This is a genomic window from Elizabethkingia sp. YR214 (genome assembly GCF_003058195.1).
In the GTDB taxonomy this organism is placed as follows: domain Bacteria; phylum Bacteroidota; class Bacteroidia; order Flavobacteriales; family Weeksellaceae; genus Elizabethkingia.
The window spans coordinates 361,179-375,793 of the sequence record NZ_QBUH01000002.1 but is presented as its reverse complement, the minus strand read 5'-3'; the positions used below and the strand labels follow the sequence as shown (position 1 = coordinate 375,793).

Below are 14,615 nucleotides of genomic sequence, written 5' to 3'. Positions count from 1 at the left end.
CTATAATACTACTATTTTTAAAATGTAATAACTTCCGTATAAACATTCATAACCTCTTCAGCAATTTGTTTCTCATTGAACTTCTGAACAAATTGAAAAGAATTCTCTGCTCTCCTTTTTCCTTCATCCGGATTTTCCCATAAGTGTAATACTTTGGATTTAATATCCTCTGTATTCGTTGGGTTTACATAGAGACTATCCGGCCCTCCTGCTTCCGGAAGGCAGCTTATATTACTCGTTATAACAGGTGTCTTAGAGAAAAGAGCTTCTATAACAGGAATACCAAATCCTTCATACAAACTAGGATAAATAAAGATATCGGCCAGCTGATAGATCTGTGCAAGTTCAGTCATACTGACATTGGTAAGAAAATGGACCTGCCCTTCCATATTATTCTGAGCTATGAATTTTCTTATTCTCTGGCTATATTTAGTTTCTTTGCCAACAATAACCAAAGGGATATCAGTTCCTTTTATGGCTTTTACAACAGAAAACAAATTTTTGCGCTCTTCTACTGTTCCCACATTTAGGATAAAGCATTCGGGAAGATTAAATTTAGCCTTTACAACAGTAAATTCATCTTCCGAAAAGTTCTGTTTAAAAGCTTCGTGACAAGTCTGATAGATCACCCTTATCTTGGATTCAGGAGTTTTGAAATACTCTATGATATCCTTTTTAGTCTGTTCACTAATTGCGATGACAAGATCCGAGTCTTTTATTGCCCTTTTAAACTTCCATGTATGAATTTTACGATCGAAAAATGAATAAAACTGAGGATACTTCAGAAATATAAGATCATGAATCGTTACAACTTTTTTTATCTTTTTATCATTCCATTTTAATGGTAGTTCACCAGACAAACCATGAAAAATATTACACCCTTCATTCTGGGCATCCTTCCCCATTTTCATTTGACGGGCAAGATTTCCTTTGCTTATTTTTCTGAAGATAATGTTGCTACGTTCCAAAAGGTTTTTCGTCCTTTCGGATGTATTTTTAGCAAACATTAAATATTGATTTTCCGGAAAGTATTCTGATAAAGTACGCACCAGGTCACGTGAATAATTTCCGAGTCCCGATGTATTATGAAAAAAACGTTTCGCGTCGTAACCTATCTTCATTTTTTTATAGTTTCTAAGAAGTCCTTAAAGGTACCAAATGTATATTGGTTATGCTTCAGCCAGTGTACAAATTCATCGAATCTTTGCACCATTTTATCACCTGTATTTACAGATGTATAAGAAGGCAGCGAATACGCTTTTTTAGTAATATCCATAAATTCCCAAGGGTGGAAATAAATATTAAGATATCCGTCTTTTTGTATAGCACGCTTCGCTAAGTATCTGTAAATATTTACAGGAAAATTATGAAATGACAACCAAAATAAAGGCACTCTCCATGGCGAAACCGAAGCTGGAATCTGAAGTACATTACCCTGCGGAAAGTATCTTCTGCTAACTTTCAGGTTATTATATCTTCCCGGAAGCCATGTAGGATTAATTGACGAATTATAAGTATAACCAGCTTTTTCTACTTCTACAGCATCTACTTCCATCATCCTTGGCATTCGGAGTCCGATAATATCAGTACCAAAAACTTCCTGAAGTCTCTCTCTGGATTTCTTCAGATCTTCAATTGAAAATTCTGAATGATACCAGGTATGCGATGCCAGCTCATGACCATCTGCAAGCAATTGCTCTATCAGGTCTTTATTATTTTCTGCAAAAACAACAGTCGAAAAAAAAGTTGCTTTTGCATTATATTTTTTTAGAATGGCTAATATATTTTGCAATCCATTTCTGGAGACTTGTAATTGCTCTTCAAACGGAATTGTTCCTTCATATTCCAGAGGCATGTCAAATTCTTCTATATCAAAACTTAATAGAATCATTTAGAAATTTTTTGATCTTATAATAAATAGAGGTCTGTCTTTAACCTGTTTGAATACCTTACCAAGATAAATACCTATAATCCCAAGCATTACCAATTGTAGTCCCCCGAAGAAAACTACTGTCATGATCAGAGATGCCCATCCGGATATTTCACTTCCATTCATAAATGAATAGATAACATAAGGCACATATAGTAGTGATAAAGCAGAAAAGAAAAAACCTAGATAAGCTGCAAAATACAATGGCTTTACACTAAAAGATGTTACACCCGTTAATGCCAGCTTAAACATCTTGTTTATTGTATACTGACTAATTCCGTTTTCACGATCCGCAGCGACAAACTTTATTCCTTTTTGCTTATATCCTACCCATCTGACTAGTCCACGTATGAAAAGGTCCGATTCATGGTTTTGCTTTATTTCTTCAACAACTTTGGCATCTAATAATCTAAAATCTGCACCAGCTCCTTTTTCAATTGTAAAATCGGACATTGAAGAGATTATTCTATAATAGATATCTGAAGTCAATTTTTTGCTTAAAGAAATATTCTCGTTATATCTTCTGATAGTATATACGATATCGTTCCCGTTTTCCCATTCTTTAATAAGTTGTGGAATCAACTCCGGTGGATGTTGCAAATCTCCATCCATAGAAATCACAGCATTTCCATCAGCATTATCCAAACCAGCCTTTAATGCAGCCTGATGTCCAAAATTACGGGAAAGCTCTATATACCTAACCTCTGGGTGTTTATCAGCAAGATCTTCAAGAACCTGCTGCGTAGTATCGCGACTGCCATCATTTACAAAAATAATTTCATAGGTATAATCACTTAATGAAGAAAATACAGCAGCGATACGCTCCCTCATTATAGGAACATTTTTTTCCTCATTATGAGCTGGTATTACAATATTAATTTTCTTCATTTTATTGTAATTGATAGTTTTTATTAAAATCTTTTGTTAGCAGTTCATATGTAATTCTAAACCATACAATACAACAAGGGAGTGCCTTTAATGAGTATTTTATGATGTAGTTTTGTTTCACATATTTAGGGAATAAATCCGACATACCGAAACAAGTCAGAATTAGTACAAACAACATAAGGCCATTAACAAGCTTGTTTTTATCTTTCTGAATAAGATACCAGATCATAACTCCGGCAACTGCAATAATATAAGTCGGAGATTCGGATCCTGAGCTAAATAAAACTGTAAAAAGCAAAGTAGAAGCTAATATCATCAGCTGAAAAGCCAAATTTTTATACTGCTTGATTCTAAGATATGGTAGTCCAAACAATGGTAATCCGATTGCCAGAAACCATAAATTGGAAATACCTGCATCTCCCAAAACTCTTCTTACAATTCCCATTAAAGATATATCCTGCATATTCCCCAGAACCTGATTGTCGTTGTTTTTCTTTACCAACTCTACATACCAGTCTGTATAGGACTGCAGTCCGAAATGTACGGATGAATAAAGCATAGGGATAGCTAAGAATGCGACTGCACCGATAATTAACGTTGCAATAAATTTCTTTTTATTCTGAACAAAGAAGAATGAGCTAAGCCCTACTATACCATAGATTTTGACAAAAGTTCCTAAAAGAATGGCAATAGCTGACTGGCTTTCTTTCCTTTGGTAAATAAAACAGGCAGACAATATAATAAGTCCTGTTAGTGCAACATTGAACTGGAAACTTACCATAGCTGTAATAAGCTCCTGAAAACATAGCCATGCAAAAAAAGATTTCATTTTTTCGGAAAATGGTAATTGCTTTACTGCGTAGATAAATAAACCTACATTGGCAATATTCCATAAAATCATTCCTAACCAGTCCGGTAAAATAGTAAACGGAGCAATAAGTGCACTGAATATTATTCCGTAATGATTTTTATCAAAATGCAGAAGTGGATATTCTACATAAAGATTTTGTTGAAGGAGAGTATTTCTGAAAACATTTTTAAAGATCAGATAGTTGTTGTATTTAGACGGACCTCCCCTGTATTTGGCAATAGCAGAAAATACAGCAACCAAAATATAAATACTAAAAATATATTTCGGTTGCTCTATGAATTTTCCGTATTTAGACCAAAGTCTAAAAACAGTATTTCGTATCATGTAAAGAAATCTATACCGCTACATTATGCTCTCTTAAAGCGTCGTTCAATGACGTTTTAAGATCTGTAGATTCTTTTCTTTTACCTATGATAAGGGCACAAGGAACCTGGAATTCCCCAGCCGGAAATTTCTTTGTATAACTTCCCGGAATAACCACACTTCTTGCAGGAACTCTGCCTTTTATTTCTACAGGCTCGTCACCAGTTACATCAATAATCTTTGTAGACGCTGTTAGTACAACATTAGCACCTAATACAGCTTCTTTTTCTACATGAACACCTTCTACAACAATACAACGGGAACCAACGAAACAATCATCTTCAATAATAACAGGAGCAGCTTGTAATGGTTCTAGTACACCACCGATACCAACACCACCACTAAGGTGAACATTCTTACCAATTTGTGCGCAGCTTCCTACTGTCGCCCATGTATCTACCATTGTACCACTATCTACGTAAGCACCGATATTTACATAAGAAGGCATCATAATAACACCCGGAGCTACAAAACTTCCGTGTCTTGCAATTGCATGAGGTACAACTCTTACTCCTTTTTCTGCGTAGTTTTTCTTTAACGGGATTTTATCATGAAATTCAAAAGGACCAACCTCAATAGTCGACATCTTCTGAATAGGGAAATACATTACTACCGCTTTCTTTACCCATTCGTTCACTTGCCATCCGTTTTCAGTAGGTTCAGCTACACGTAGCTCACCTAAATCCAACTTCATAATTACATCACGAATGATTTCCTGATTATCTTTATCTTGTAGCAAATCTCTATTATCCCAGATTTTCTCAATTGTCTCTTGCAAACTCATAATGCTTAGTATAGTTTTAGTGAATTTAAAGTGACAAATTTAATAAAATTATAAGACTCTTCTGGCACTTAAATAGGCTTTATTCCAATATTTTTCATTAAGTGAAGAGATCATCACTCCTTTACTGGTAGAAGCATGAATGAAATTAACTTCTCCGTCACGAATGGTATGAACAATTCCGACGTGAGAAACCCTTGAACCTCCTGATGTTGCAAAGAATAATAGGTCGCCCGGTATCACATTTTTTATGGAAATTTCTCTGCCTTCACGAGACTGGTCTTCGGATCTGCGAGGAAGCGCTACATCCTGACTATCGTATACTGTAGTGATAAATCCGGAACAATCCATACCAGATCTGGTTACACCACCAAATTTATATGGTGTTCCCATATAATCTTCTGCAGTACGCAAAAGCTTATCTACTTTGCGGGAGTTGCTTCCGCTGAAATTTGAATTAAGACTTCTTAGGGTATAGTTCTTACCGTAATTCTTTCCTCCAGTAGGTCTTTTGGTAACTACTTTGGAAGAAGAACACGAAATAATGAATAATGAAAAAATACTGAGTAAGAATATCTTTTTAAACATAGACCTAAAATTAAGAAAAATATAGATTACATAGGATTATAACGTATTTTTTAATAAAAAATTTTGTCCACGTCCAAAAAAATATTTACTATTGCATCTGCATCGGGGGATTGGCGCAGTTGGCTAGCGCGTTTGACTGGCAGTCAAAAGGTCACGGGTTCGAATCCCGTATTCTCCACTAATTGTAAACCTACTTCCACAAATGGTTTGCAGTGATTTAATTTAAATTTTCTCTTGTGCGATTTTTATAAACGTGTAAAAAAACGTGTAAAACTATGTCGCACTATTCAGAATTAAAAGTTTACCCAGTTACTTGGGAAAAGAAAATCAAATCCAATTTGAAGAAAGATTGGGAAATTCGTTATACCTATTTTCATAAGTCTTGTCCTGCAGGTAAAATTATTAGGTTCAAAGGAATGAATCATGCTTCTACCCTTGAAGAAAAGCAATTTATAACCAATAGCTTAATAAAACAAGAAATTGAAAATCTATCACGCGGGTATAATCCTATTACTAAAGAATTTGAAATATCAAGTAACGTAGTAATTGAGACTACAATGTTTATTAATGCCTTAGAAATTGCACTAAAAAAGATACAGGTCTCTAAACCGATGAAATCATTAATTGGAGATACGATTAGATTAGTGAAAGCAGCATCATTAAAATTTGATATAAACCTAAAACAGATATCTCATATCAGAAAAAGAGATATAAAAATAATTCTCGACGAGGTTTCAGAAACAAAAACCAATGATAGAGTAAATAAGGTAAGAGCTTGTTTAATCATTCTTTTCAACTATTTTGTAGATATGGATATCTTTGAATTTAATTTCATTAAGTCAATAAAAAAGCTTGTCCATACTCCGGAAAAAAGAAAAATTTTACGAAAAGAGGACAAAGAAAAGTTTGCAGAACTCCGATTTACTAATTATAAATTATGGAGATTCTGCACGTTGTTTTATTATTCGGGATCAAGGTTAGAAGAGTTCATTAAGATTGAAATAGAGCATATTAACATTGCTTCGCAAAAATTCAGGATATACGAAATGAAAGGCAAGCGCTATCACTGGGTGTGGAAACCTATAAATATAAACGCTTACAATTTATGGATTGAAATAATGCAAGAAAATAAAGGCACATTCGTTTTTGGCAATGACCTATCCCCTTCTGACAAACCTACTGAAAGAGATTACGTTACAAGAAAATGGAAAAGATGGGCTAAAGATCGCCTTGGTATTGATGCAGATTTATATGCTCTAAAACACACTTATCTTAATGATGTAACCTCAAAATACGGAATTGCAGAGGCTAAAAATCTTGCAGGACATACAAATGAAGCAACTACAAGAATATACGCAGTAGATTATGAGGATTTATTACTTGAAAAGCAGAAGACAATTGATGTTTCTCTTGCAATTTGATAAAAATTAAGGAGTACCTAAGTACTCCTTTTTTGGTTTAATACTGTAAGGAAAAGAAAAACCCCGAGGTTAGTCGGGGTTTATTAAAAGAGTTTTCTTTAACGATAAACTTTTATATCTTTTATAATTTTATTTCCGTAAAAAGACCTTTCGTCCGGAGTGAACAAACTCTTGTTTCTATCTCTATACTGATTTGCCTCTCCTGTTTGAATCGGGGCTTGCCAATATACCAACAGTGATATAGAATTAATACTATAAGCATTTTTTGTGTCAAATTTAAAATCTGAAAAAATTCTATAATGCTTATTGGTAAAAGCACTGTGACTAAAAACCAGCTTTGGTTGTATAGCAGTCATATCACCCAGTAATATTGAAAGTGGTTTGCCAACATATTTTGCTTTATTTACTTCAAATTGTTTTAAATAGCTGAGAGTATCCATTTGAGCTTTAACATAAGTAGATAGAAAGGATATTAAGATTATTATCAGTGAATTTTTTAAATATTTCATATTATTAATTTTAAAGATTACAGTCAGGAGTTATTGCATAAGTTGTTTTTGATGGATCATTAGGGTCCTTTATTTCCTTTGCATAAATGCCATTAAAATTACCATTACTATCAGCTTTACTAAGAGCTATTCCCATATTGTATTTCCGAATCATCGCTGCCATTACCAAATCCATGATGTCATCATCAGGCATATTTGAATTTTGAAAGCTATTAATAATATTTCGATAATCCTTACCTATTTTAGAGCTTTGATTCCAAGTTTGTGTTGTCATATCAAAATTTGTACCTTCTGGATAATTTTTAATAAAGTTATCAAATGCAGTTTGGTTAACTATTGTATAAACGTAATTATTATTGCCTTGAGAAAAAGTATAATAATAATTAAAATTATTATTTGCTGAATGCGCTTTATAAAATTGGTAAATATCACCAGAAGAAGCTACATTATAGACATCTGCTGTGTGTGTATGAGCTCCCCCTTCTATAGTCAGATTTGGGTCAGTAACTGACATTTGAGCTGAACCTCCATTTCCCTCTTTAATGCTTGTTGTTTTATAGTTTCCATCCTTATCTTTACCAAATGAGAAAGTTTTTTCATTTTTGTCAGATGTTATAGTTGCTGTAACGGCGGTTTTACTTCTTGAAATTTCACCTTTAGTTAATAAATTTTTAGCTATAGAATTATTAGTTAAAGCTTGACTACAAGCATCTTGTTGTTGAGTACCAGTACCGGTTCCTCCACCACCGCCTCCTCCAAAGCAGTCTCCAAATGTACCGCAATCACTTCCTGGAATGCTATTATCAGTTTGGTCTCCTGTTGGTAAAGTTATATCTTTATTAGGTGTTTTAATAGGTCTGGGGTTAGTAATAATCACCTCTTCAATTTCACTACATCTTTCATCCGGTCTATTTTCACAGTCATTATTTGCCATGAATTGTATACTTGTACTTGCACTCAAAGCCAAACGCATATTTTTTTTCTTATATCTATTGTAGGCTTCTTGAAATAACGGAGTATTTGTTTTATAAAACTCATCACTCTTATCTACTGAATAATAAGATAAATAGGTTTCTTTTTCAGACAATAATGAAACAATTAAACTGATTACAGTACCATTTTCAACTTTAGGAAAAACAACCCATATATTACCATCAGAATTCTTGATAACCTGAGAACGTACATTAAACTCTATATAAGAGCCTGTAGCAGTAGAGCCGTTTTTGTCAGACGAAGCACTTAGTAATGGTTTATTTGCAATTCCTGATAAATTAGATTTGTTTAATTCATCATACTTTATCATCAGGGATGCAAAGCCATTGGCATAGTTAATTGTTTTCCCCGATTGAGAAGTAAATGTTGCAAAACGTTTGTCTTCCTGATTTTGTTTGGAAATATTATCTTCTGTTCGACAAGAAGATAATACAGAAAATGAAAGAATTCCCCATAAAAAGGGTCGTAATAAATTTTTTGTCATATATGTTAAAGTTTTGTTTTCGGTGTGTTAAACTTAAAAATAATTTTTCACATATTTATTTAACATAATTTATTTTCTTTTACGGGAAACCGTAATGCTATTAAAAAGTTTTGTTTTGGGAAGTTTGGGCAAAGAAAAAGCCCAGAGAATATCCCTCTTCCCCGGGCAATCTATGAATAATAAACATTCTAATAAACTAGCAAAACCTATTGAAACTACATGGAAAATAATGATATATAAATTACTGCAGACTAGTTACATAGAGTCATATTATCATATGGAATTAATTAAATTAGCCTTAATTCTATATCAAACATAGCGATAAATAACTAGAATGAAAGCTGACAAAATTATAATATTCAGTAATTTATAAAAACAAGATAGAGATTGCAGACCTTCTAGGAAGATTATTCATTTATTCTAAATTAAAAAGCCCCGGTTTCCCGAGGCTCTAAAAAACTTTTAATTTATGGAATGATGTTTCCGGTGCAAATTTACAAATTCTGGAAAAAAAAAGCCTCTGTGGGGAGGCGTTTATTAATATGTAGTTATGTTGCAGATATTGACGACTGCAGCCATTGCATATTTTCTAAGTCTAGCTTTTGAATGATTTGTGTAGTGTATATATCATTAGAATCAATTGGAGAATATTCAATATTAAAACGATGTAAAACATCTAAATTCTGATTTCTACCTCTTGAAGCATAATTATTAAGAAGATCTAAATGGAAAGCTAATCTATTTAGTACCTTATCATCAGGGAAGTAAATTAATAAACCAGTCATAGGAATCTCACCTAAATCTGACATTGAGTTATCTACAATGTTTCTTAATACCAATTCAAATTTCAAAGAAACAATTTTGGCGGGTGCATTTTTAACTCTTACAATAAAAACATTAGGAATTGGGACTATCTCTCCATTTTTTATTTCAGAACCGTTTTCTAAAGTAAAAAAAGGTCTAATGTTTCTTTTGTTTGAATTTCTTAATTCATCTAATGATTTATTAGATGTTCTAGCTGTAATAACATTAAAAACAAGAGAAGATACTAGGGCTATAATACTAATTATAAGCGGATAATCGTATACATCTTGTTTATTTTGAATAATGGTACTACATAGAATAGTGTAGATGTGTTGCATATTTTTTTTAAAACAAATCTATAATATTTTACATTAAAAACCCTGGCAACTCGTGCTAGGGTTTTTAAACATCTCATTTTTTGATTAGAAATTATTTTCTTCGAACTGTATCATGTTTCAATATTTCTTTTACCAGTGGTCTAGCTTTATTATAAAATGATTCATTCTCCTCTATATATTTTGTTAGTTTTTTAGATTTTGCAGAATATATTATACTATTACCCTCGTTCCTTTTGCTCAATATTATTCCGTAATTTTCATATAATACTTTCTTGAATATTTTAAAGTCACCAACAGAATCTTGAAGTTTAACGATTTCTTTTTCTTTATCATATAGAATGTTTATAACACTATCTCTTTTTCGAACCATTGCACCATAAGTTATAGGCCTTCCTTTATCGTCAACATAATATGAAAACTCAGATAATGAATCATTCTTACTAATATTTAATAACTTATCTTTTAAGGAGTCTTGAGTATATTTTACTCTTTTAAAAAGAGTATCATTTCTTTCTTTTAACAAGTTAGTATATTGGGCACTTATTATAACGGAAAAAATAACAGCTATAACAGCTATAGATGTTACAAAGGCTAAGAATGTATTTAATCCTCTTACTGCCTTTCTCCCTTCTTTTAAATCCACAGATAGGTTCTCAGCAGATTTCTTAACTGAATCATCGGGATAATCTTTCAGTATATCAATATTAGATTCTATTTCCTTTAGAATTTGCGACAAAGATTTATCTTTATTTTTATTTTTTTCTTTTCTCATTATAATATGAAATTGAATCAATTTTTAATTTATACCTCAATTCTTTATTCTCTATCTTTAATTCTGAAATTTCCCTACTTTTATCAATTACCTGAAGAGAGTTGTTAGTATTAATTTCCAAAATTTCACGATCCTTAATTAATTTGGTTAAAAAAGTACCTGCTCCAACACACATTGACATTAATGTAGCAATAGTAATAATAGCTCCTGTACTTGAACCTATTATTTTGAAAAATTCAAAAGTATTATTATTCTTATTACTCTTTCTTGCCATTATTATCGAATGGCGTCAAAAATACGTTAATTTTTGTTAAACAAAAAAAATTATACTTTCAGCTTATTATACCACCTGAGCACCTCACTAAACCCGAAGGGATTATTAGTGTAATTTCCAGCAATAACTTGTCGTGTAGTCAACAATGAAGGCTTTGCTGATAAGTTGTGTTTTTTCCAGTAGTACAATGCAGAAATAAAATTGTACGGCGGTTTTTCCAGCCATTCCGGATGCGAAACGAAGTCAATTCCGGTATCTTTTGATAGCTGAGTATAATTATTGCGCCCAGTTGTCTGGATTGCTCCACGGCCGATGAATTTAGATCCGTCTCCGTCGTAGATATTACCTAATCCTTTCGGGAATTTCCGGTCGTCATATACCAGGTTAGCAAGTTTTACAGAATTCCGTAGATATTCATTTGGATTATACTTTGAACGGAAGGCTGACGGAAATATCGCAACCAATCTTGAAGGTGTAGTATAAAATAGATTCTCTTTGAATACTTTAAAGCCTCCTGTTTCATTTAAACAGTTTGCCAGGAACCGGAATTTATCTTCGTCTGTTTTAAGACCGTATTTCTCCATTTGCTCAAATAGATCCTCAGGCACATTAGACATATTAGCTCCTATCTTCTGCAGCTTATTTCTTAATTCTAGTTTAGTCATGGTTTCTTACTTTTTAATTCTCATGATGTTTATGTCAGCTCCTACCTTGAAATATTTCATCATTTGACCGTTATTGAATTGCCAAATAAAACCAGTCCCTACATTTGGACTAACAAAGCCATCTGGATTAAGTCTAAGCGATACCCCAGAAGAAAAACTATTCATATTCGGATTTTTTATACCGAATTGAATTTGGTTTTCCAGTACTAATTGAAGTCTATCCCGCTGCGGTTCTACAAACTTTTTAAAATGTTCAATATCAGTAGGAGTAAAGTTGGGATCTGGGCTACTGAAATCTAGTACTGTTTCAGGCTTTTGCCAGAAGAATATTTTGTTTTTCTTCTCAACTTTAGTATAATTGAACTCTGCCTTATACTGATAATCCGCCTCAGATTTCCCGTCAGGGTTTTGTCTTGAGACTATTTTTAAATATTTATTCTGATATGTAATAGTGACTATCTTATTGTCAATCTTTACATCTGCAGAAGGAAGAGTACCGGAGATTACAGCTTTAACTTTGGTAAATTCTTGTAAATCTTCGGATTTTGCATTTAACGCTTTCAAAGTTTTTTCCTGAATTTCCTGCTTTGTAGAAGATTTAACGGTGTTTTCATAGTTCAAAGACGGCTTCTCTGGCATCTGTATATGATTTACACTATCCTTATCTTTAAATTTAGTTTTAGGCAGTGTTTCCGATAAAGGCATATCTTTATGTTTAAGATACTCTGAATACTCTTTCTCTTTACTTGTTGGATTGAACCATCCGTAAAAGGTATTTGCTATTAGTATAATACATGCAAGTACCAATATTCCGATAATTGTATTTTTAGTTTTCATTGCATTAATGTTTTAGAATTTTATTGATAAGCGGTTGTGCTTTCTTTATGTAATCACTGTCAAGGCTATCATTGATTTTGGCAGAATCCTTTTGTTCCCTCAAGGCCTGATCTTTTTTCTCAATGATATTATTCTTTTCAAGAAGACTGTAGACGAGATATTTATTCTCATCTACACAGTCTTTTTTTTCAGTGGTAACTTCCTTTATCCTTGCCTCATAGGTTCCCTTGATTACATAATAGCAAACGATATCAATTGATAATAATCTATGTTCTACCTGATTTAATATATCTTTTTCAAATTCATTCATAAAGGCATGGGTGTTCTGATATATAAAACCATTCAAGCATGTTGTTTTCATTGAAAAACTTTCGCTCAATGGCTATTTGGTTAGGCGTTTTATCTTCTGGCACATATGCCACTTCTAAACCTCGTTTATCATCGAAAATATGATAGATGAACATTCTGCCGTCTTCCTTGAATTCCTTCAATATTTGGCAGTCTGAAACAGATACGGTCTTACTGCAATTACACGCCATTTATTTTCTTTAATAGTTTCTCTTTAATTATTGGGATGTTCTTCATTTGAACCTCTTTCAATTGCCATTCCGGCACCCCTAAAGGCTTCAATCCCATAGCTGTTGTCTTAGATTCAATCCAAAGCGTTTTTTCATTCTTGATGGATTGTTCAAAATGTACAGTCCCAGATTTAATGGTTACGCGAATACCTCTGTAGTAATCCCCCATTACTTTTAAATCCCAAAACCCACGATTTCGGGGGTTTATTGATACTTTAAAGTTGGCATAATCCGGATCTTTGTAAGGAGGCATATTAGCCCCCTCACTATCAAGACCCTGTTGTAAATTTTCAGTATTAAGCTTTACTAATTGGCTTTCTGCCAGAGCTTCCGTTATCAGCTTTGGTGCGTCCAGTATCGCCTGGTCTATCCTCCTTAGAAATGTCTCCGGATTGATTAGCATCTGACTTAATAAATGGTTTCACTTTACTTTTCACCAAATCGACTTCTAAATTAGGATGCCGATAACTACATTAGTTCTGTATGTAATATCTCGTAACGTTGAGGTGCCGACTCCAGTAGAAACACTTGCTTCAGCTCTATCCACTCTATCAGTGAAGTCAATTAGCAATTGTGATACTTCGCTGTCAATTAATTCACCTATTCTTATACTCATATCATTTCGGTTTTAATCACTTTACGGAATTCCGTAACTAACAATTACCATCTTTTTCATACATTTGTATCGTAATTGTTTTACAAATATACAACTTATTTACAACTATCCAAATATTATTACAACTTTATTACAATAAAAACACACATGACTGATTTTAAGCAAGATAGAAACACTGAAATATTTCAAAAAGCAGTGCAGTATTTGAGTTTAAGGTTTCCAAACAAGGAAATATCTGAAAAAACGAACTATGACAAAAGCAATGTTTCGAATTTTTTAAAAGGAAAAAAACCTGTTCCAGATGATTTTTTAGACAACTTTTTTACAACTTTTGGATTAAATAAGAGTGATTTTATTATAGATTCTATTAAAGAATCACACAACAGCGTTATTTCAAGTGAGTTATTTCCTCCATCAGAAAGTAAAGTCAAAGTACCTTATTATGATGTTGATTTTTCCGGAGGATGGCGTTCCGATGAGGTATTTTCGATGTCTCCTCCTTCTTTTTATATAACAAGTCCAAACTTTGAAAGAGCTGAATTTGCGTGCAATTTATCTGGAAATTCTATTTCGCAAATCATACCTAGTGGCTCTGTTGTCGGATTTAAGGAGATATTTAATTGGCAAACTTACTTTCTAACTAATGAGTTGTATGGAATAGTAACTAAAAACGATTTACGAACCGTAAAATTAGTTAAGAGAAGTAAAGAAAATAAAAATAACCTAGTATTAATACCATGTCCTTTAATTGAATACGACAAGGCTGGATATGAAAGTGAAGAAATACCTATGGATTTTGTGGCTAGATTCTACCAGGTTATAGCTTGGGCAAAGTTTGAAAGATTAGTAATGTAAAATAAATTAAATCAAGTAAATATGGAAACTGTATATATTAGTTTGATA

At 32.8% G+C, this 14,615-nt stretch carries 17 protein-coding genes and 1 tRNA gene; 3 read left to right on the top strand and 15 right to left on the bottom strand.

The genetic code is table 11. From position 1 onward, the window contains the following. Positions 1 to 17: 17 nt before the first annotated feature. The 6 genes from C8J95_RS04870 to C8J95_RS04845 are packed head-to-tail and all read right to left on the bottom strand — an operon-like array spanning position 18 to position 5,421. On the bottom strand, positions 18 to 1,121 hold the full coding sequence (locus C8J95_RS04870; RefSeq protein ID WP_107808989.1) for a glycosyltransferase family 1 protein: 1,104 nt from the start codon (positions 1,119 to 1,121) through the stop codon (positions 18 to 20). Next, positions 1,118 to 1,891, bottom strand: coding sequence for a polysaccharide deacetylase family protein (locus C8J95_RS04865; protein ID WP_107808988.1), 774 nt, complete (start codon positions 1,889 to 1,891; stop codon positions 1,118 to 1,120). The genes C8J95_RS04870 and C8J95_RS04865 overlap by 4 nt, the downstream gene beginning before the upstream one ends. Then, positions 1,892 to 2,818, bottom strand: a complete 927-nt coding sequence (locus C8J95_RS04860) for a glycosyltransferase family 2 protein (protein ID WP_107808987.1) — start codon at positions 2,816 to 2,818, stop codon at positions 1,892 to 1,894. It abuts the gene before it with no gap. Position 2,819: 1 nt separating this feature from the next. Continuing rightward, positions 2,820 to 4,013 carry a glycosyltransferase family 87 protein gene (locus C8J95_RS04855; protein WP_107808986.1) on the bottom strand — a complete coding sequence of 398 codons (1,194 nt, stop codon included), beginning with the start codon at positions 4,011 to 4,013 and terminating at the stop codon, positions 2,820 to 2,822. 10 nt (positions 4,014 to 4,023) lie between these two features. Then, positions 4,024 to 4,836 carry a 2,3,4,5-tetrahydropyridine-2,6-dicarboxylate N-succinyltransferase gene (locus tag C8J95_RS04850; RefSeq protein ID WP_059325083.1) on the bottom strand — a complete coding sequence of 271 codons (813 nt, stop codon included), beginning with the start codon at positions 4,834 to 4,836 and terminating at the stop codon, positions 4,024 to 4,026. A 48-nt stretch (positions 4,837 to 4,884) separates the two neighbouring features. Beyond that, complete coding sequence (locus C8J95_RS04845) at positions 4,885 to 5,421, bottom strand: C40 family peptidase (RefSeq protein WP_078721696.1); 537 nt, start codon at positions 5,419 to 5,421, stop codon at positions 4,885 to 4,887. A 104-nt stretch (positions 5,422 to 5,525) separates the two neighbouring features. Between C8J95_RS04845 and C8J95_RS04840 the strand changes: the two genes are divergently transcribed. Together C8J95_RS04840 and C8J95_RS04835 are read left to right on the top strand one after the other, a co-directional pair. Then, positions 5,526 to 5,599: transfer RNA gene (locus C8J95_RS04840), tRNA-Ala, on the top strand. A 97-nt stretch (positions 5,600 to 5,696) separates the two neighbouring features. Next, complete coding sequence (locus C8J95_RS04835; protein WP_107808985.1) at positions 5,697 to 6,842, top strand: site-specific integrase; 1,146 nt, start codon at positions 5,697 to 5,699, stop codon at positions 6,840 to 6,842. A gap of 98 nt (positions 6,843 to 6,940) precedes the next feature. On the opposite strand, the gene C8J95_RS04830 is transcribed toward C8J95_RS04835, so the two are convergent. From C8J95_RS04830 to C8J95_RS04780, 9 genes are all read right to left on the bottom strand, one after another. Beyond that, complete coding sequence (locus C8J95_RS04830) at positions 6,941 to 7,351, bottom strand: hypothetical protein (protein WP_107808984.1); 411 nt, start codon at positions 7,349 to 7,351, stop codon at positions 6,941 to 6,943. A gap of 10 nt (positions 7,352 to 7,361) precedes the next feature. Beyond that, positions 7,362 to 8,828, bottom strand: a complete 1,467-nt coding sequence (locus C8J95_RS04825) for a hypothetical protein (RefSeq protein ID WP_107808983.1) — start codon at positions 8,826 to 8,828, stop codon at positions 7,362 to 7,364. 548 nt (positions 8,829 to 9,376) lie between these two features. Beyond that, positions 9,377 to 9,970 carry a hypothetical protein gene (locus tag C8J95_RS04815; protein WP_107808981.1) on the bottom strand — a complete coding sequence of 198 codons (594 nt, stop codon included), beginning with the start codon at positions 9,968 to 9,970 and terminating at the stop codon, positions 9,377 to 9,379. 91 nt (positions 9,971 to 10,061) lie between these two features. Then, positions 10,062 to 10,742, bottom strand: a complete 681-nt coding sequence (locus C8J95_RS04810; RefSeq protein ID WP_107808980.1) for a hypothetical protein — start codon at positions 10,740 to 10,742, stop codon at positions 10,062 to 10,064. After that, positions 10,723 to 11,016: a hypothetical protein gene (locus tag C8J95_RS04805; protein WP_107808979.1), complete on the bottom strand. Its 294-nt coding sequence runs from the start codon at positions 11,014 to 11,016 to the stop codon at positions 10,723 to 10,725. The genes C8J95_RS04810 and C8J95_RS04805 overlap by 20 nt, the downstream gene beginning before the upstream one ends. A 50-nt stretch (positions 11,017 to 11,066) precedes the next feature. Next, positions 11,067 to 11,681: a glycoside hydrolase family 19 protein gene (locus C8J95_RS04800; RefSeq protein WP_107808978.1), complete on the bottom strand. Its 615-nt coding sequence runs from the start codon at positions 11,679 to 11,681 to the stop codon at positions 11,067 to 11,069. Between the two features lie 6 nt (positions 11,682 to 11,687). After that, complete coding sequence (locus tag C8J95_RS04795) at positions 11,688 to 12,518, bottom strand: hypothetical protein (protein ID WP_107808977.1); 831 nt, start codon at positions 12,516 to 12,518, stop codon at positions 11,688 to 11,690. 4 nt (positions 12,519 to 12,522) lie between these two features. After that, on the bottom strand, positions 12,523 to 12,879 hold the full coding sequence (locus C8J95_RS04790; RefSeq protein ID WP_146165461.1) for a hypothetical protein: 357 nt from the start codon (positions 12,877 to 12,879) through the stop codon (positions 12,523 to 12,525). A gap of 167 nt (positions 12,880 to 13,046) precedes the next feature. Next, on the bottom strand, positions 13,047 to 13,499 hold the full coding sequence (locus C8J95_RS04780; protein ID WP_107808974.1) for a hypothetical protein: 453 nt from the start codon (positions 13,497 to 13,499) through the stop codon (positions 13,047 to 13,049). A 360-nt stretch (positions 13,500 to 13,859) separates the two neighbouring features. On the opposite strand from C8J95_RS04780, the gene C8J95_RS04775 reads away from it, so the two are divergent. Beyond that, positions 13,860 to 14,567 carry a hypothetical protein gene (locus tag C8J95_RS04775; RefSeq protein ID WP_107808973.1) on the top strand — a complete coding sequence of 236 codons (708 nt, stop codon included), beginning with the start codon at positions 13,860 to 13,862 and terminating at the stop codon, positions 14,565 to 14,567. The last annotated feature ends 48 nt before the right edge of the window (positions 14,568 to 14,615 follow it).